Origin of the sequence: Proteiniclasticum sp. C24MP (assembly GCF_043951855.1) — a bacterium.
Lineage (GTDB): Bacteria > Bacillota > Clostridia > Clostridiales > Clostridiaceae > Proteiniclasticum.
In genome coordinates, this window is sequence record NZ_JBINJW010000004.1 from 137,455 (window position 1) to 155,820 (window position 18,366).

Here is an 18,366-nt window from a genome sequence, read left to right on the forward strand (position 1 = left end):
GTTTTCACTTTGATGAGGATAGGTACTATGTCAAAAAATAATTACAGAAAAATTAAAAGACTTGTTGATGTTGTTATGTCCGTGATTTTACTGCTGATTCTATCTCCGGTTTTCCTGATCGTAGCAGTTCTGATATACTGCACCGATAAAGGACCTGTTATTTTCAAACAGGAACGGCTGGGGCTGCACAGTAGTCCATTTATGATTTACAAATTCAGAAGTATGAGTACGGATGCGCCTGTTGTGCCTGCAAAGGACATAGATGCAAAAGAGCACACAACAAAAATCGGAAGATTGATAAGAAAAACAAGCATTGATGAATTACCACAGCTTCTAAATATTCTGAAAGGTGAAATGTCTTTTGTCGGCCCAAGACCGCTAATCCTTGCAGAAGGATGGATTCTGGAAAAAAGAAAAGAACTTGGGATTGATCAGTTAAAGCCTGGGCTTACTGGATGGGCTCAGGTGAAGGACCGCCAGATAACGGATCAGGATATGAAAGTGGCATTTGAATCTTACTATATGGAGAATCAGAGTTTGTGGTTGGATATTCGCATCATGCTCATGACAATTCTGAGACTTCAGGGGAAATGATTAATTGAGGGAGATCGACTATTCATTTTTGTCTCGGATAATCAGAACTGAATATTGTCTCCATATGAGGAGCCTGACTGATTCTCTTTTTGAGAGTGTGGCTCTCTTTTTATTTGCAAAGGAATCGCATATAGTAATCGATAGAGGTGTAATCTTGAAGTCGGTTGAGAAGAGAAATTTCAGGCTTCATCACTTATGACGGGAAATCAAAAGCAGAAAGAAATGTAATCTTAGATTTCTGTGTTTTATGGTAGAATGATGAGTAGAGGAAACATTAACAGTAAAAAGAATCATTGAGATAATTGAAAAAAAGGGTTGCTGGAAGATGGATTCTACTTCCATTTTAAATATTTCAGAATACCAGATTTAATATTCTATAGGGGGTCACAATGAAAGGAATTATTTTAGCCGGAGGTTCCGGTACAAGGCTTTACCCACTGACATTAGTTACAAGTAAGCAGTTATTGCCCATTTATGACAAACCGATGATTTATTATCCCATGTCAACGCTTATGCTTGCAGGGATTAAGGATATCCTGATCATTTCAACGCCTGAGGATCTTCCGAATTTCAGGAAGCTTTTAGGAGACGGTACACAATTTGGAATAAATCTCTCCTATGCTGAACAGCCCTCGCCGGATGGTCTTGCACAAGCCTTTATCATCGGAAAGGAATTCATTGGTGATGATGATTGTACTCTGATTCTCGGGGATAATATTTTCTATGGGAATAATTTCAGTTCTATTCTGAAAGATGCAGTGAACAACAGAGGGAAAGCCACTGTTTTCGGATATCATGTGGAAGATCCTGAAAGATTCGGGGTTGTGGAGTTTGATGGGAATGGGAGAGTGCTTTCCGTAGAAGAAAAACCTGAAAACCCAAAATCGAATTATGCCATTACCGGTCTTTACATTTATGACAATAGAGTCATAAAATACGCTGAAGAACTTAAACCGAGCAAACGGGGAGAACTTGAGATTACAGACCTCAACCGCATCTACCTTGAACAAGGAGACCTGGATGTTAAACTATTAGGCCGAGGCTTTGCATGGCTTGATACTGGAACCATGGATTCACTTGTAGAAGCGGCAGAGTTCGTGAAGATGGTGGAAAAGAGACAGGGTATCAAGATATCTGCACTGGAAGAAATCGCATATAGATATGGATGGATTGATCGGGATATACTACTGGAGGCAGCGAAAAAGTATGGAAAATCTCCATACGGTCTTCACCTTCAGAAGGTTGCAAATAATGAAATACAGTATTGATATTGGAGGAGAAGATGAAAATTTTAGTTACCGGTGGTGCCGGTTTTATAGGAAGTAACTTTATATATCATGTTTTAGAAAATCATCAGAATGATGAAGTGGTTTGTCTAGACGCACTGACTTACGCTGGAAGTCTTTCTACTTTGCAAAAAGCACTTGAAGTGGAGCGATTCAGATTTGTGAAGGGAGACATCACGGACATGGAACTGGTGGATAAACTGTTCCGCGAAGAGAAATTTGATGTTGTGGTGAATTTTGCGGCTGAATCTCATGTGGATAGATCCATTCTGAATCCTGATGTTTTTCTCAAAACCAATATATTAGGTACTCAGGTACTGATGGATGCATCTAGAAAATATGATGTCAAGAGATACCATCAGGTGTCCACTGATGAAGTTTATGGAGACCTGCCTCTGGATCGTCCGGATCTGTTCTTTACAGAAGAAACTCCAATTCATACATCTTCGCCTTATTCCGCATCGAAAGCAGCTGCTGACCTTCTCGTGCAGGCCTACCATAGAACTTATGGATTGCCAGTGACCATATCACGATGCTCCAATAATTATGGTCCGTATCACTTCCCAGAGAAACTGATTCCACTGATTATTTCCAAAGCCCTGCGTGATGAGAAACTTCCGGTATATGGTACGGGAGAGAATGTACGCGACTGGCTTTATGTGGAAGATCATTGTGAAGCCATTGACCTGATCATTCGTAAAGGAAAAGTCGGAGAAGTCTACAATATTGGTGGACACAATGAAAAGACAAATCTTGAAGTGGTGAAGACTATTCTCAAAGAGCTAGACAAACCGGAATCCCTCATTGAATTTGTCAAAGACCGTGCAGGCCACGACATGAGATATGCTATAGATCCTGCAAAGATTTCAAGGGAATTATCGTGGGAACCGCACACCACATTTGAGGAGGGAATTAAAATAACCATAAAGTGGTATCTTGATCACAAGTACTGGTGGGAAAATATTCTAAGTGGAGAATATCAGAAAGATTATGAAAGGTTATATGGAGATAAGTATTAATATCTCTATTGAGGTACTGAGATGAAAGTATTAGATACAGAAATAGAAGATGTGAAAATCATTGAGTTTGCAGTTTTCGGGGATCATCGTGGTTTTTTCATGGAAACCTATAATAAGGATGTATTCCACAAAGCAGGAATCACGGTGGAATTTGTACAGGACAATCACTCATATTCTAAAGCAAAAGGAACGCTGCGAGGTCTTCACTTTCAGAACCAGCCCAAAGCTCAGTCCAAACTGATGCGATGCACGAGAGGCAAGATACTGGATGTGGCTGTTGATTTAAGAAGAGGTAGCCCTACATACAAGAAATGGGTTGCAGTGGAGCTTTCAGCAGATAACAAGAGAGCGTTATGGATTCCGAAGGGATTTGCGCATGGATTTCTCACATTAACAGAAGACGTGGAGGTCCAATATAAGGTGGATGAGCTTTACAGCAAAGAGCACGATAGAAGCATTCTATACAGCGACTCAGAACTTCAGGTAGAGTGGGGCGACAGTAAGCCTGTTCTTTCTGAAAAGGACATTCATGCACCCTTATTATCAGATTCTGACGTTAATTTCATTTATGGAGAGGTTTGATGATGAAAGTAGTAGTAACTGGATCAGAAGGACAGCTGGGCTATGATGTGATGAGATCACTACTTCGTCATGATCATCAGGCTCTTGGTCTGACCCGAGAACTTCTGGATATCACCGAGGAAGAAAAAACACTGAATACGCTCAGAGAACTGGCACCGGATGCGGTGATTCATTGTGCAGCCTACACAGCTGTAGATGATGCGGAAGAGGATGAGAAGCGATGTCATGAAGTGAATGCATTGGGTACAAAGCATGTGGCTATGGCATGTAAAGAGCTTGACATTCCTATGATCTACATCAGTACGGACTATGTTTTTGATGGGTCAGGTGAAAAGCCCTTTGAAGTTAATGACATCAGAAATCCTCAGAATGTATATGGAAAAACCAAAGCGGAGGGAGAGGCCTTCGTAGAAAACCTCCTTGATAAATATTTCATAGTTCGAATTTCCTGGGTATTCGGTATTCATGGAAAGAATTTTGTGAAAACCATGCTTCAAGTGGGAAAAACCAGGAAAGTGCTTCAGGTGGTTAATGACCAGGTTGGATCACCAACCTATACAAAAGATGTGGCAGAGTTTCTGATGAGTCTGTTGGATTCCAGGGTTTATGGTATATATCATGCAACCAATGAAGGGTACTGCAGCTGGTATGAGTTTGCAAAAACGATTTTTGAACTGTCAGATATGAAGGATATTAAAGTGGAGCCTGTACCCAGCAGTGCGTACAAAACAAAGGCGAAAAGGCCTCTGAACAGCAGATTGAGCAAGGAAAATCTTCAGAGAAGCGGACTATCAAAGCTTCCTACCTGGGAAAATGCTCTGGAAAGATTTCTTTCAGAAATCTCTGATCATAATAAGTAAGAGCATAGTAGTTTATACTCCGTGTTTATCAGGAAATAATCCCAATGAATCTGAATCGCACTACGAAGTGATTAATTAGTTTGCTCATTCAATCCAGGGCAATTCCTGATATGAAACAGGAGAACCGAAACAAATCAGATAGGAGTATTTGTTTCGGTTCTTTCTTATAAACGAAAGGAACTGTATTGACAATAAATATGACAAGGACTTCTGTTTCTTGTAGCTGATTCTAAAGGAGAAGCATTCAAATACAGGACCTTTTTTCATGAAGCTTCACTATTCAGTTTAGTACACTCTGATTATTTATTGTTTTATCAGAAATTGTCTGTATAATATTATGAGAAGTCAATTGGACTGTTAGAGTAATATTAGAAGATATGAATTACTGAACTAACCATTTAAAAATCAGGATCTGATCTGAATGTTGTTATTTAGAATGGATCAGGAGTATGAATTGCAGTAAATCACGTCATCGTATTGTCTCTTTTATTGATGATCATCATGTTATAATTTGATTTTGAATCACTACCCATACATAATAGTCAAGTTATAGTGTATTCAAGTGGATACCGGCAGCACGATGAATAGAAGCATTGTCTTGAAATGATGTACTCATATGGGATAATGTGTTCTGAAGATGATTCCACAAAAAGAAAAAAATTCTACTTTGTATAGATGAAAGATAAGGTATAGAGATGAAACGAATAGCTGTTTTTCAAACAGATCTTAAAATCGGAGGCATTCAGAATTCACTTATTTCATTACTGGATGAGCTCAGTCACAAAGAAGTGCAGATAGACCTGTTCTTAGGTGAGATGATCGAACCACATTCAGGATGGAACAATATCAGTATCAGAAAGATGAGAAGATATTCCTCCTTATTTAAGTTTATTCCGTTTTCTTTTGCGCACGCAATGAATAAACGCAGGTTTGATAAGGAAAAGTATGATCTGGTCATTGATTACAATGGATATGCCTTCGATACTGCCCATGGTTCCCTAAGCTGCAATGCAGAAAAGCACGTTATCTGGGTTCACAGCGATTATGATACAAGAATAAAGTACAATAAAAAGTTCAGAATACTGTGGAGAATGATGAAAGGCAAGTATGCTCGTTTTGATCAGGCAGTAGTAGTTTCACCTGGAGCAGAAAAAAGCTTCAAGAGACTCTTGGGAGATAAGATTCCAACACGAATCCTTCCGAATCTTGTAGATGCAGAGAAAATTCTCCGAATGAAAGAAGAACAAGTGAAAATGAATCTGGATGCGAGTAAGTATCATCTGGTTACCATGGGAAGAATGGTGCACAGCAAAGGGTTTGATCTCCTTCTGGAGCTTTTCAGCAGTGTATTGAAACACAGAAAGGACATGGTTCTTCATTTAATAGGAGATGGAGAGGAAAAGGATAAGCTTGAGGCACAAGCAGAAAGGCTGGGGTTAGCAGATTCCGTTGTATTCTGGGGCAATCAGAAGAACCCCTATGCAATTATGGATCGCATGGATGGATTTGCATTCACTCCACGCTATGAAGGCCAAGGGCTTGTACTTCTAGAAGCAAAAATACTTGGACTTGAGATCTTTACCACCCGGCAGATGGAGAAGTTCAATGTGATGATATCCGGGGTGGATGATCTTGAGAAGGCTCTGATTGAAGCAGCAAAAAAAACAAAAGAATATCAGCAGTTGAAAGAGTACAATTCAGAGGTACGAAAAGAAATACAGGAATTGATGCTTTAAACTATAATGAATAATGGAAGAAGGAATCTCATTGAAGAAAGTTATTTTTGTAGCCAGCGCAGGAGGCCATCTTGCACAACTCCTCCAGTTGGCGCCATCTTTTAATCACTATAAATCAATACTAATTACAGAAAAAAATGGTTCCACTGGAAGTTTAAGTGGTAAATATGATACTCGGTATCTGGTTCACGGAACACGTGAGCACCTATTATCCTATTTATTCATATTTTCATGGAACATCATCAAATCGCTGTGGTATTTTCTTCGCTTTAATCCGGATGTCATTGTTACAACAGGAACGCATACAGCGGTTCCGCTATGCTACATCGCATGGCTTTTCAGAAAAAAAATAATCTTTATTGAAAGTTTTTCCAAGCAGCATTCAAGAAACCTTTCCGGGCGTATGGTTTACCCCATTGCTTCAACGTTTGTAGTGCAGTGGGAATCCATGAAGGAACTCTATCCGAAAGCGGAATGTTGGGGGTGGATTTATTGATTTTGGTTACATTAGGAACACAGATACAGCCATTTACAAGACTACTTGATCTCATCGAAAAATCCATGATTGAGGAAGAAATTATTGTTCAGGCAGGACATACATCCTACGAGAGCAGTAAAATGGAAATCCGGGGCTTTATTGATATGGATGAAATGCAAAGTCTTACGGAGAAAGCAAGAATCATCATAACCCATGGAGGGACAGGTTCCATCATTGGAGGACTGAAGAAGAGGAAAACCGTCATTGCCTGTGCAAGGTTAAAGAAGTACAGTGAGCATCTTGATGATCATCAGCTGGAAATTGTCAGTACATTGTCTCAGAATGGCTACATACTCGAGCTTCATGATAACGAATCTCTGGATGAAGTAATGGAAAAAGTGCCCGGCTTTAAACCGAAGGAATTCATCAGCAATTCCACAAACTTCAACCAGAAGTTGAAGGAGAAGATAGACTCGTATTGACAAAAAGAAGAGGTGTAGCATTATGAACAATCAAATAGAAATACAGAAAAACTCCAGAAGAAATCAGTTTATCATATGGTTCGTCTTATTACAGCCTTTGGTTGATATTCTGACATCACTTGGTATCATATATTTCAAGATGAGTGTAACAGTGGGTGTAGTTGCACGAAGCCTGTTTCTCTGTCTTATTATGTGGGATCTTATCATCACTCCACATTGGAAGAAGAGAAAAGCGGCGGTTTTTTATGTCGTCATTCTTGCCCTTTATTGTATCTCTTTTTTAGGTCTGATTATTATTACACCTGATAACGGGACTATATTCACTAATATTAAGCAATTATTCAAAATCGTATATTTCCCTCTGACCCTTGTCTATTTCTATCAGATGTACAAGGAAGGCAGAATCATCATCAGAAAAGAACTACTTTCTAAGGTTCTTTTCATCTATATGTTCATCATTTTCCTTGGATTTATTTCGGGAACAGGTTTTTCAGCTTATAGTACGAGAGTTTCAGGAAACAAGGGGTGGTTTTTTGCGGGAAATGATCTGACGGCAATCCTGTCACTTCTGATTCCACTAGGATTTCATGTTACTGTGACACAGTTTATAGACAGCAGAAGTCTCACTAAGAGGCTTTTCATCCTGTTCTATTTCTTTCTCATTGTATTCTCCACTACGCACATAGGGACGAAAGCCATCTATTTCAGTACACTGGTTTTCTTCTTTATTTATGGAGTCTATCATGGCATAAAATTTCTTTCCCAGAAAAAAGTCTTTCAGATTGGAGTATCCACGACTTCTCTGATCTTAGTTGCATTGATGCTTGTCAGCATGAAATTTACACCTATTGGAGAAAGCTTCAATGTCCTGCAGTTCAAATTTGAACAAAGCACGGAAGAGACACCACCTGTTGTGGTAGAAGATCCTATTGAAGAAGTCATAGATAAGGATGATTTCACGGATGCTGAAAATGAAGAGATGGAAGAAGTCACTGAAAGTTCCACCTATCGTGTTGCAAACTGGTTGTTAAGCAATCGATTGGATAAGGCGCTGCCCGTTCATATCCATTATATGGATCAGAGCGCAGCGGCGAAGATGCTTGGCATCGGATATTTCAGGGAAACAGGAAAGATTGATCTATCGACACAGATTGAAATAGACTTTCTGGCATTGTTTTACAGACATGGATTCCTGGGCATGCTCATTATTCTGTTACCCATGGGATACATTATTCTGAATGAACTGACAAGGGCTTTTAAGCATTGGCGAAAAGTCATAGGAAGTCCTGAAATTCTTGTTCTTCTTCTGTCGGTGATGTATATGCTGGCCTTCGCACTGATAACCGGACATGTGCTGGTGTCTCCCGCGGTGAGTATCTTTGTTTCCATGATCATCGTAAGCTGGGTGGAAAGTCAGGATCGGTCATTTCATTCGAAATCATCAGAATTAAACTACAGCGCGTATAGAAGGTGAAATATGAATAATTTAGTTTCCGTCACAATGAATGTCTATAACGAAGAAAAGCGATGGATTATGGAAGCCATTGATTCAATACTGCTTCAGACCTATGAAAATCTGGAGTTCATTATTGTCTATGATAACCCGGCAGATGAAGAGCTTCTGGTATTTCTGGAAAACTACACGGAAAAGGACGGTCGTGTTCGCATCATCGTCAATGAAAAGAATATAGGTATATCTGCCAGTCAGAACCGTTCCCTGGCTGAAGCGAAGGGGGACTTCATAGTCAAAATGGATGCGGATGATGTTTCTCTTCCAGACCGAATCGAGAGGCAGATGGCATTTCTAAAGAAGCATCAGCTGGATATGGTTGCGGGAGAACGTACCATCATCAATGAAGATAGTGAAGTCACTGCAGATGTAACGCGTAATCTGCCTGAAATACCAGAGAAAGCGGCAAAACTCATACAACACGTGAACTTCATCATTCATCCTAGTGTCCTTTATCGAAGAAAACTGGTCGAGTCGGCAGGGGGCTATCGTGATTTCCCTATGTCAGTTGATTATGATCTCTGGTTGAGGGCTGTCAAGAAAGGCTTTAAAATCGGAGTCATGAATGAAAAACTGATTCAGTACCGTGTTCGAGAGAAAAGCGTCTCTCATAAGGATCTTTTCAAACTGTATCTTATTGTTCGATATCAGCAGAATCTATTCAGGAAGGACACTCAGAAAGAACATACGAGAGAAGCTCTGGAGAAGTTCCTGATGAAGAATGGATATTACGATGAAAATGAAAAGAAGCAGTTTTATAAGGCACAGAAAAAATTCATTTCAGGGAAAGAATCCATTGCATCAGGAAAGAAACTCAAAGGAGTGAAGCTTCTTGCAGAAGCAATGGCTGGACATAAGGAAGTGCGATATTTCATGAAGAATACGTTCCTTTTTCAGCTGAAAAATCGCATCCTTCATTAGATTATGTTTATGTGCAAAGTGATTCAAGTTTATAAAGAATAGAGGCAGAAAATTGAAAGACAGTTTATTTAAAAAGTTTTTAGCCTTCTCCTATGGGAACTGGCTAGGTTTAATCATAGGCTTTGGGACAACCATGGTCACGACAAGGCTTCTTGCTACAGAAGACTTCGGACGGGCATCCATGTTCACCTTGGCAGTCAATATCATAATGATTTTCATCATGTTCGGCTCTGATCAGGCGTTCATTCGTTACTTCTATGAAGTGAAGGAAGAACAGCGGGGCAGACTTCTTTATCGTACCATGAAGACACCGGTCATTTCTGTTCTGATAACGGCAGCGGTTTTACTGATCTTCAGAGTGCGTATTTCTGAACTTCTTTTCGATGAGAAGAACCCCATGGCAGTAGTAATGCTTGTCATAGGAATCACTGCGCAGCTGGGAGACCGGTTTTCTCGTCTGGTCATCAGAATGCAGCAGAAGGGAGCACTCTATTCTTTTCTTGAAGTGCTGTTGAAGGTCATCAGTTTTGTTTCACTTCTTGGATTCTACTATTTATTGGGACCCAGCTATGAGATCATCATCTATTCCACAGTAATCAGTCTTCTTGCAATTTTCGCAATTGCTGTATTCAAGGAGAAGAGGTTCTGGTTCGTGAAAACGGGTGAACCGTTGGCCGAAACATATAGCCGAAGAAGAATTCTTCGTTTTGGTATGCCTTTCATGGTCACCTCTCTTATAACCTGGCTATTTGAATCCTTTGATAAAATTGCAATCAGAAGCTGGAGTACACTGGATGAGCTGGGATTATATTCTGCTGCGTTTAAGATTGTAGCGCTGGTTCATGTATTCCAGATCACATTCAATAATTTCTGGACACCGGTCTGTTATGAGCATTATCAGAAAAAACCAGATGATACGGAGTTTTACGCACGCATGATGAGAGTAATCTCTCTAGGTATGTTTACTGTAGGTATCGGAAGTATAGCAGGGAAAGATATCATCATCGCTTTTTTAGGCTCGGACTATCGAGCAGCGGCAAACATCATGCCTTATCTCATTTTCATGCCGATGCTTCATACCATTTCTGAAACTACAGTCATGGGAATCAACTTTATGAAGAAACCCAAATGGCATATCTTCATCGCTGGAACATCCTGCGTCAGTAATATCATCGGGAATGCAATTCTGGTGCCGGAGTATGGCGCTATTGGGGCAGCAATCTCTACTGCCCTTGCTTATGTGATTTTCTTTACGCTTAGGACAGTGATTTCAAACAGATTCTATCCAGTGAAGCAGAACCTGCTGCAGTTTTATTTTATGCTTGCGCTGATCTTCGCCTATGCGACTTTTTCCATCTATACCAGAAGTATATTGCTGAATATGGGCGCAGGATTTGCCCTGTTCCTCTTTATGCTTCTGCTTTATAAAAAGGATACCAAAGATGGAATTGCCTATATTAAGAGTATGGATCTGCGTAAGATCCTGAAGAGACGGAAGTAACCAGTGAAGATGGGGAGAAGAGATATGAGACATTTCAGTTTTGTAATATTACATTACCAGGCCGTTGAAGACACTATTGAGTGCATTGAATCCATTCTGAATCATATCCGTTATGAGGAAAAAGATCTGGTTGTTGTAGACAATGGTTCACCTGACGGATCAGGAAAGATTCTTGCTGAACGATATGAGGGAAATGAGCATGTTCATATTCTACTGCAACGGGAGAATATGGGGTTCGCTCGAGGAAACAATGTCGGATTCCAGTATGCGAAGAATGTGCTTCATACGGATTTCATTGCCATGATCAATAATGATACCGTGATCGAACAGGAAGATTTCATTGAGGGAATTTTTGCATACTATGAAGAATCTCCATTTGCGATTCTTGGACCTGATATCATCTCTCTGGTGGATCAGGGCCACCAGAACCCGGCTTCAGTCAAGGGAATGGATCGAAAAGGTGCAAAGATTGCGTTAGTCATCAATCGGATCTGTCTATGGACAAGCTATATCCATGCTGATGAGTATGCGTTCAGGGCGATCAAGTTTCTCTATGCAGTAAAGGACAAGATCAGAAGAAGAGGGAAATCTAAAACCAGCAGGAAGAGAAATCCGGAAGAAGTGCAGGAGAATATTCAGCTGCATGGAAGTGCACTGGTTTTTTCTCCAGTTTTCATAGAGCGCCATGATGGACTGCACCCTGGTACCTTCATGTATCTGGAAGAAGATATTCTGTTCCATCTCATGAAGAAGGAAAATCTTAAGACAGTATATTATCCTAAGATCAGAATCTATCATAAGGAGGATTCATCCACAAAGAATTCCTTCAGTTCCAGTATAGACAGGCGCAGGTTCAAGTACAGACATCATATCGACAGTCTTCATGTTTATCTCAAGATCATGGAATCAAAAAACGTGGAATATTAGTTGAATGATAATAGGAGTAAGCAAGGAAGAGAATAAATAAGTTTAAAAATGCGGTTAGAACTGATGTTACAGTTATGATCGCATTTCACCTTATAAGATTTGAAATACATCACCAAAGTATAGTAATAATATCAATGAATCTATAGACTTACTCAAAATAGGATAATCCGTAGATGAATAAAACATAATATATCTATTTCATTACTTAGGGATGCCGCTTTTTGCATTTTGCTGTATCATAGAGAAAGAGTAATAGCACAATCAGGCTATCACAACAGTGCACTTTGTGATAGCCTGATGAATAATCAATAGGGAGAAAAGATAATGCGAATTTTAGTTACTGGTGGAGCGGGCTATATAGGTTCTCACACCTGTGTTGAACTGCTTGAGGCAGGTCATGAAGTTATTGTTGCTGATAATCTGTGCAACAGCAGGAAGGAATCTCTTGAAATGGTCAAAAGGATTACAGGAAAAGACGTCCTCTTTTATGAAGTGGATGTAACAGAGGAACAGGTAGTGGAAAAGATCTTCAGAAGTCACAGACTTGATGGAGTGATTCATTTTGCTGGTCTTAAAGCTGTTGGGGAGTCATTAGAAAAACCCTTGAGCTATTACTACAATAACCTTGTGAGTACCATGATCCTTACGAAGATGAGTCTGAAATACGACGTGAACAGATTTGTATTCAGTTCTTCCGCCACCGTGTATGGAGACAATACAGTTCCGTTCAAAGAGACCATGAAACTTCTGCCGACCACCAATCCATATGGAGAAACGAAAGCCATGAGTGAGCGGATTCTTATGGATACCGTAAAAGCAGATCAGAGCTTCGGTGTAACACTGTTAAGGTATTTCAATCCGGTAGGGGCTCATGAGAGCGGGCTCATCGGAGAAGAACCAAATGGAGCGCCGAATAATCTGATGCCATTCATTACGCAGGTGGCCAGTGGTAGAAGAGAGAAGCTCAGTATTTTCGGAAATGACTACGATACGGTTGATGGTACTGGTGTGAGAGACTACATCCATGTAGTGGACCTGGCTAAAGGACATGTTATGGCTGTTGAAAAGCTGAAACCGGGAGTTGAGATCTACAACCTGGGAACAGGAAGAGGAACGTCAGTACTTGAACTGGTCCATACATTCATGGAAGTCAATGAACTGGATGTACCCTATGAGATCAGAGAAAGACGACAGGGGGATATATCATCCTATTATGCGGATGCCTCAAAAGCCAGAATAGAGCTTGGCTGGATTGCAGAGAAGACCATAGAGGATATGGTCAGAGATGCCTGGAGATTTGAGAAGAAGCAGGCAGAAGGCAAGTGACAATAAATAGGTTAACTGATTTGCAGAAAAAAATGAAAGACCACTCATCTCAATTGAGTGTACGTAATGGAGGAGAACATTGAAAATACTAGTAACAGGGGCAGCCGGATTCATCGGTTTCCACCTTTCAAAAAGACTATTGCAGGAAGACAACGAGATCATAGGACTTGATAATCTCAACGATTATTATGATCCTGAACTGAAGAAGTCCAGACTGGAGATCCTGAATCAGTACCAGAATTTCACTTTCCATAAGATGGATCTGAAGGACAAAAAGGAGCTGGATGCTTTATTTGAATCCCATAGACCAGACTACGTGATCAATCTCGCAGCACAGGCAGGGGTAAGATATTCCATCGAGAATCCCTATGCTTATGTGGACTCCAATCTCATAGGATTTATGAATATCCTTGAAGCCTGCAGAAATTATCCGGTGAAGCATCTTCTTTACGCTTCATCCAGTTCCGTTTATGGCGGCAATAAGGTGGCCCCATTCTCCACCAATCATAATGTGGACCACCCTGTATCCCTCTACGCTGCCACAAAGAAATCCAATGAACTGATGGCGCATACTTACAGTCATCTCTACGGTATACCAACAACAGGACTTCGATTCTTCACCGTGTACGGTCCTTATGGAAGACCGGATATGGCTTATTTTTCCTTTACGAAAGATATTCTGGAAGGAAAATCCATCAAAGTCTACAACCATGGGAAGATGGAAAGGGACTTCACCTATATCGATGATATCGTAGAAGGAATCAGAAAGCTCATAGTTCATGTACCAGAAGCCAATAAGGATTGGGATGAAAGCAAGGATGATTTGAGTTCAAGCTTTGCTCCCTATAAGATCTACAACATCGGGAACAACAATCCGGTTCCACTCATGAGATTCATCAATGCTCTGGAAGCGGCGTTAGGAAAGGAAGCGGACAAGATCTTCATGGATATGCAGCCTGGAGATGTACTGAGAACCTATGCCGATGTATCGGATCTGGAAAAAGAAATCAGTTTTAAACCAGGGACCACAATAGAAGAAGGCCTGAAAAGGTTTGTGGATTGGTATCTGACGTATTATAATGTAGAAGGATAAATAAAAGAAATAGCAATGATAAGTCTTATATAATATAAGACTTATATAATTTGAGGAGGAAATATCATATGAAAATCACAATTGCAGGTACTGGGTACGTAGGGTTATCCAACGCCATATTATTAGCTCAGAATAACGAGGTCATCGCCCTGGATATCATCAAAGAGAAAGTGGATATGATCAACGACAGAAAATCTCCCATTGCGGATCCGGAGATTGAAGAGTATCTGGCTACAAAGGAGCTGAATCTCAAAGCTACCACAGATAATTTTGAAGCTTTTAAGGATGCAGAGTATGTAATTATTTCTACTCCCACAAATTATGATCCGGAAAAAAACTACTTCAACACGAGAACCGTGGAAGCGGTCATAGCCAGCGTACTGTCCATCAATCCGGACGCGGTGATGGTCATCAAGTCCACAGTACCTGTAGGGTATACAGAGTCTGTGAAGGAGAAGTTCGATACACAGAACATCATCTTCAGTCCAGAATTCCTGAGAGAAGGAAAAGCTTTATATGACAACCTGTATCCTTCCAGAATCGTAGTAGGAGAAGAGTCCGATCGTGCAAAGATCTTTGCTGAGCTTCTTGCACAGGGAGCCATCAAGGAAGATATTCCGATGCTCTTCACAGGTTCCACAGAGGCGGAAGCCATCAAGCTGTTCGCTAATACCTATCTTGCTCTACGTGTAGCTTATTTCAATGAACTGGATTCCTATGCGGAAGTAAGAGGGCTTAATACCAAGCAGATCATCGAAGGGGTTGGTCTTGATCCAAGAATTGGAAGCCACTACAACAATCCATCCTTCGGATACGGCGGATACTGCCTGCCTAAGGATACCAAGCAGCTTCTGGCAAACTATGCGGATGTTCCGCAGAACATCATGTCTGCCATTGTGGATGCCAACAGAACGAGAAAAGACCATGTGGCAGATATGATCGTGAAGAGAAACCCTAAAATCGTAGGAATCTACAGACTGACCATGAAGACAGACTCAGACAACTTCCGTCAGTCCGCTATACAGGGTGTCATGAAGAGAATCAAAGCGAAGGGCATTGAAGTGGTTGTATTTGAACCGGCACTGGATGCGGATGATTTCTATAATTCCAGAGTCATCAAGGATTTCGATGAATTCAAGAAGATCTCCGATGTCATCGTGGCAAACAGACTCTCTGATGAAATCAGAGATGTGGTGGACAAAGTCTATACCAGAGACCTGTTCAGCAGAGATTAAGGATTCAGAAGGGGTTTAATATGCAGGATTTAAAAGACAGACTGATTGAAAAATACGGAGGAGAAGACATTCGAGCAGTGGTTTCTCCACTGAGAATATGCCCCCTGGGTGCCCATGTGGACCACCAGGGTGGGATCGTTACAGGAGTTGCGCTGGATTCCAGTGTGAACCTGGTGTATACACCCAATGAGGATGGATACATCAGAATCCAGAGCATGGATTTTCCTGATGAAGAATACTTCCATGTGGACAATATCCCGGATATGGTTCCAGGTGCCTGGGGAAACTACATCAGAGGCGCTGTTCTGTCTCTTAAGAGAGATTTTGTGATCAAGACAGGATTCAGTGCGATCATCAGCGGAAAACTTCCTATAGGAGGGTTAAGTTCGTCTGCTGCGGTGACCACAGCCTATCTTATGGCCATATGCGATGTGAACGGTATCGAGGTGGAGAAAATGGATCTGGTCCATTACAGCCACTGGGTGGAAACAGATTATATCGGCTTGAAGAACGGCATTCTGGATCAGGCGGCCAACATCTTAAGCGAGAAGGATAAACTCATGGTCATGGACTGCAGCACCGATGAATACAAGCTGGTGGACAAGGCGGAAGATACTCCGGAGTTTGAATTCGTGGTGGTCTACTCCGGCATTTCCACTGCACTCATCGGAACGGACTACAACAACCGTGTGGATGAATGCAAAGTGGCTTCCTGGCTTCTTCATGAAGTTTCGGAAAACAAGGTGCCCAATCTGAAGGAAGCGAAGCTGAGAAACATTTCGCCAGAAGTCTTTCTGAATCATCAGGAGGAGCTTCCTGGAAGATTCAGAAAGAGAGCGACGCATTTCTTCACCGAGCAGGAAAGAGTGAAGAAGGGAATTGATGCCTGGAGCCGTGGAGATCTGGTGGCATTTGGGCAGCTCATGAATGAATCAGGAGAAAGTTCTGTGTATCAGTATGAGTGCGGATGTCCGGAACTGATCACCATCTACGAGACACTGAAGAGTACTGAAGGGGTCTATGGTGCCAGATTCAGCGGAGCCGGATACAGAGGATGCTGCATCGGCCTCATCGATCCGAAGTATAAAGAGAGCATCAGAGCGAAAATGGATGCGGTGTATCCGGTGAAGCATCCACAGTATAAGGATGTCTACGATGTCCATTTCTGCAAAGTGGAAGATGGCGCAAGATACGTGAAGATATAGGAGAATGAGATGAAGTGTATTATTTTAGCAGCGGGATATGCCACAAGGCTTTACCCTCTGACAGAGAATATGCCGAAACCGCTGCTGGAAGTAGCGGGCAGGAGCATATTGGACCGCATCTGTGAAAAGATCGAAAAGGTGGAAGAAATCAATGAAATCATCATTGTCTCCAACCATAAATTCATAGATTCTTTTAGAGCATGGGCGCAGAGATACAAAGGAAAGAAAGTGGCGGTTCTGGATGATGGAACCACCAGCAATGAGAATCGTCTGGGCGCAGTACGAGATATTCTGGTGGCGGTGGATGATCTGGAAATAAACGAAGACATCATGGTTCTGGCAGGGGACAATCTTTTTGATTTCGAGCTGGATGACTTTGTTTCTTTCTATAAGGAGAAGAAAACGGACTGCATCACGACCCATATCATCAACGATATGGAGAGAATCAGAAGAACCGGTGTTGCGGAACTGGATGAGAATATGAGACTCTTGAGCTTTGAAGAAAAACCGGAACAGCCAAAATCTAATCATGCAGTGCCACCGTTCTACATCTATCAGAAAAAGACACTGCCGCTCATCAGTGCTTTCATCGAAGAAGGAAACCACGGGGATGCCCCTGGCATGCTTATATCGTGGCTTCTGAAGAAAGTGCCCGTACATGCTTTTCATTTTCAGGGAAACCGATATGACATCGGAACACTGGAAAGCTATAAGGAAGTGCAGAGAGTATTTTCGGAAAAGTAATTTAATATTTGTATAAATTCATACTGATGAGAAGGGCATTGAAAGACCACGCAAGGAGCTTTGAATGCTCTTTCAATTTTTACTATTCTGTAGAGATAAATATGAGAGTAGAATAGCACTTTGCAATTCTTAGGTTTTATTAATCTGGTGACGTATGATTATATATAAAAATCAAATATTCTGGTAAAATAAACATGATTTAGTAATTCACGAGAGGGTATGCTTATGTTTATCAGAAAGAATCGTATATCAAGATTCACTCATTTTCTTTAGGGTTCATGCTATTCATGTGTCACTAAGTGGGCAATTTATCTACTCCAGAAGCCTGACTCTATCATATATTTTAAGGGGGCATTTATGAAAGTCAAAAAAGTTGTATCTCTTATGTTGGTGCTGCTTCTCTTTTCATCCTTTCTCTTTTCTAACAGTAAAGTATACGCTAATACTGAAACTATAGTAACCAATTCTGCTGAGCTTATTGAAGCGTTATCCAATCCTGAAATTTCAGCTGTTGGGTTTGGGGATGATATCATAACGAATGAGATTCCGAATATAGAGGTTAACGGAGATCAAAAGAGAATCAATGGCAATGGATTTTCATGGAATATCAGTTCAGAGAATGAAACTAATGTTAACTTCAATCTTCGAATTGATTTGCTTTCTGACTTGAATATCATATCTGGTGACACATTAAATCTGAATTACTTCTACGGGGGAAATATTTCAAATATTGAAGCACATGACACCATAGTCCAATCTAGCGGAACTATTACCATGATAGGCGGATCATATAAGGGCGTAATCATTGATAATGGTAACGGAAGCAGTGTGTCTGGGGTCAAAGTTAATGGGACTGGAATTAAAGTT

The 18,366-nt window shown here is 40.9% G+C and carries 18 protein-coding genes; all 18 read left to right on the forward strand.

All coding sequences use genetic code 11. The features are described from left to right. Nucleotides 1-27: 27 nt before the first annotated feature. A complete protein-coding gene (locus ACHAL6_RS05520) occupies nt 28-594 on the forward strand; it encodes a sugar transferase (RefSeq protein ID WP_395269246.1) in 567 nt (188 codons plus the stop codon). 389 nt (nt 595-983) lie between these two features. Then, entirely contained in the window at nt 984-1,862 is an 879-nt protein-coding gene (gene rfbA / locus ACHAL6_RS05525; RefSeq protein ID WP_395269247.1) for a glucose-1-phosphate thymidylyltransferase RfbA, read from the forward strand. Between the two features lie 14 nt (nt 1,863-1,876). Further along, a complete protein-coding gene (gene rfbB / locus ACHAL6_RS05530; RefSeq protein WP_395269248.1) occupies nt 1,877-2,899 on the forward strand; it encodes a dTDP-glucose 4,6-dehydratase in 1,023 nt (340 codons plus the stop codon). Nucleotides 2,900-2,920: 21 nt separating this feature from the next. Further along, nucleotides 2,921-3,481, forward strand: coding sequence for a dTDP-4-dehydrorhamnose 3,5-epimerase (rfbC, locus tag ACHAL6_RS05535; RefSeq protein WP_395269249.1), 561 nt, complete (start codon nt 2,921-2,923; stop codon nt 3,479-3,481). Between the two features lie 2 nt (nt 3,482-3,483). Beyond that, nucleotides 3,484-4,341 carry a dTDP-4-dehydrorhamnose reductase gene (gene rfbD, locus ACHAL6_RS05540; protein WP_395269265.1) on the forward strand — a complete coding sequence of 286 codons (858 nt, stop codon included), beginning with the start codon at nt 3,484-3,486 and terminating at the stop codon, nt 4,339-4,341. Nucleotides 4,342-5,036: 695 nt separating this feature from the next. Next, the gene (locus ACHAL6_RS05545; protein WP_395269250.1) at nt 5,037-6,077 is read left to right on the forward strand and encodes a glycosyltransferase; all 1,041 of its coding nucleotides are present in this window, start codon (nt 5,037-5,039) and stop codon (nt 6,075-6,077) included. A gap of 31 nt (nt 6,078-6,108) precedes the next feature. Further along, nucleotides 6,109-6,573 carry a PssD/Cps14F family polysaccharide biosynthesis glycosyltransferase gene (pssD, locus tag ACHAL6_RS05550; RefSeq protein WP_395269251.1) on the forward strand — a complete coding sequence of 155 codons (465 nt, stop codon included), beginning with the start codon at nt 6,109-6,111 and terminating at the stop codon, nt 6,571-6,573. Continuing rightward, nucleotides 6,570-7,037: a PssE/Cps14G family polysaccharide biosynthesis glycosyltransferase gene (gene pssE / locus ACHAL6_RS05555; protein WP_395269252.1), complete on the forward strand. Its 468-nt coding sequence runs from the start codon at nt 6,570-6,572 to the stop codon at nt 7,035-7,037. Before pssD ends, pssE begins: the two co-directional genes overlap by 4 nt. A gap of 22 nt (nt 7,038-7,059) precedes the next feature. Beyond that, on the forward strand, nt 7,060-8,511 hold the full coding sequence (locus ACHAL6_RS05560) for an O-antigen ligase family protein (protein ID WP_395269253.1): 1,452 nt from the start codon (nt 7,060-7,062) through the stop codon (nt 8,509-8,511). Nucleotides 8,512-8,514: 3 nt separating this feature from the next. Then, a complete protein-coding gene (locus tag ACHAL6_RS05565; RefSeq protein WP_395269254.1) occupies nt 8,515-9,468 on the forward strand; it encodes a glycosyltransferase family 2 protein in 954 nt (317 codons plus the stop codon). Between the two features lie 52 nt (nt 9,469-9,520). Next, a complete protein-coding gene (locus tag ACHAL6_RS05570) occupies nt 9,521-10,969 on the forward strand; it encodes a lipopolysaccharide biosynthesis protein (protein ID WP_395269255.1) in 1,449 nt (482 codons plus the stop codon). Between the two features lie 24 nt (nt 10,970-10,993). Next, the gene (locus tag ACHAL6_RS05575) at nt 10,994-11,896 is read left to right on the forward strand and encodes a glycosyltransferase family 2 protein (RefSeq protein ID WP_395269256.1); all 903 of its coding nucleotides are present in this window, start codon (nt 10,994-10,996) and stop codon (nt 11,894-11,896) included. A 324-nt stretch (nt 11,897-12,220) separates the two neighbouring features. Further along, a complete protein-coding gene (galE, locus tag ACHAL6_RS05580; RefSeq protein ID WP_395269257.1) occupies nt 12,221-13,222 on the forward strand; it encodes a UDP-glucose 4-epimerase GalE in 1,002 nt (333 codons plus the stop codon). A 79-nt stretch (nt 13,223-13,301) separates the two neighbouring features. Continuing rightward, entirely contained in the window at nt 13,302-14,315 is a 1,014-nt protein-coding gene (locus ACHAL6_RS05585; protein WP_395269258.1) for an NAD-dependent epimerase, read from the forward strand. Between the two features lie 68 nt (nt 14,316-14,383). Further along, nucleotides 14,384-15,550, forward strand: a complete 1,167-nt coding sequence (locus tag ACHAL6_RS05590) for a nucleotide sugar dehydrogenase (RefSeq protein ID WP_395269259.1) — start codon at nt 14,384-14,386, stop codon at nt 15,548-15,550. A 20-nt stretch (nt 15,551-15,570) separates the two neighbouring features. Next, entirely contained in the window at nt 15,571-16,755 is a 1,185-nt protein-coding gene (locus ACHAL6_RS05595; RefSeq protein ID WP_395269260.1) for a galactokinase family protein, read from the forward strand. A 9-nt stretch (nt 16,756-16,764) separates the two neighbouring features. Further along, complete coding sequence (locus ACHAL6_RS05600) at nt 16,765-17,499, forward strand: nucleotidyltransferase family protein (RefSeq protein ID WP_395269261.1); 735 nt, start codon at nt 16,765-16,767, stop codon at nt 17,497-17,499. A 357-nt stretch (nt 17,500-17,856) separates the two neighbouring features. Further along, nucleotides 17,857-18,366 (forward strand): hypothetical protein (locus ACHAL6_RS05605; RefSeq protein WP_395269262.1); only part of this gene is annotated, 510 nt, incomplete at its 3' end.

Excerpts from the sequence above, each read along its gene's own strand:
- ACHAL6_RS05590 (WP_395269259.1), top strand. The coding sequence starts at position 14,384 with ATGAAAATCACAATTGCAGGTACTGGGTACGTAGGGTTATCCAACGCC.
- rfbD (WP_395269265.1), top strand. The coding sequence starts at position 3,484 with ATGAAAGTAGTAGTAACTGGATCAGAAGGACAGCTGGGCTATGATGTG.
- ACHAL6_RS05545 (WP_395269250.1), top strand. The coding sequence starts at position 5,037 with ATGAAACGAATAGCTGTTTTTCAAACAGATCTTAAAATCGGAGGCATT.
- ACHAL6_RS05595 (WP_395269260.1), top strand. The coding sequence starts at position 15,571 with ATGCAGGATTTAAAAGACAGACTGATTGAAAAATACGGAGGAGAAGAC.
- ACHAL6_RS05575 (WP_395269256.1), top strand. The coding sequence starts at position 10,994 with ATGAGACATTTCAGTTTTGTAATATTACATTACCAGGCCGTTGAAGAC.
- galE (WP_395269257.1), top strand. The coding sequence starts at position 12,221 with ATGCGAATTTTAGTTACTGGTGGAGCGGGCTATATAGGTTCTCACACC.
- ACHAL6_RS05600 (WP_395269261.1), top strand. The coding sequence starts at position 16,765 with ATGAAGTGTATTATTTTAGCAGCGGGATATGCCACAAGGCTTTACCCT.
- ACHAL6_RS05520 (WP_395269246.1), top strand. The coding sequence starts at position 28 with ATGTCAAAAAATAATTACAGAAAAATTAAAAGACTTGTTGATGTTGTT.
- rfbC (WP_395269249.1), top strand. The coding sequence starts at position 2,921 with ATGAAAGTATTAGATACAGAAATAGAAGATGTGAAAATCATTGAGTTT.
- ACHAL6_RS05560 (WP_395269253.1), top strand. The coding sequence starts at position 7,060 with ATGAACAATCAAATAGAAATACAGAAAAACTCCAGAAGAAATCAGTTT.
- rfbA (WP_395269247.1), top strand. The coding sequence starts at position 984 with ATGAAAGGAATTATTTTAGCCGGAGGTTCCGGTACAAGGCTTTACCCA.
- ACHAL6_RS05565 (WP_395269254.1), top strand. The coding sequence starts at position 8,515 with ATGAATAATTTAGTTTCCGTCACAATGAATGTCTATAACGAAGAAAAG.
- rfbB (WP_395269248.1), top strand. The coding sequence starts at position 1,877 with ATGAAAATTTTAGTTACCGGTGGTGCCGGTTTTATAGGAAGTAACTTT.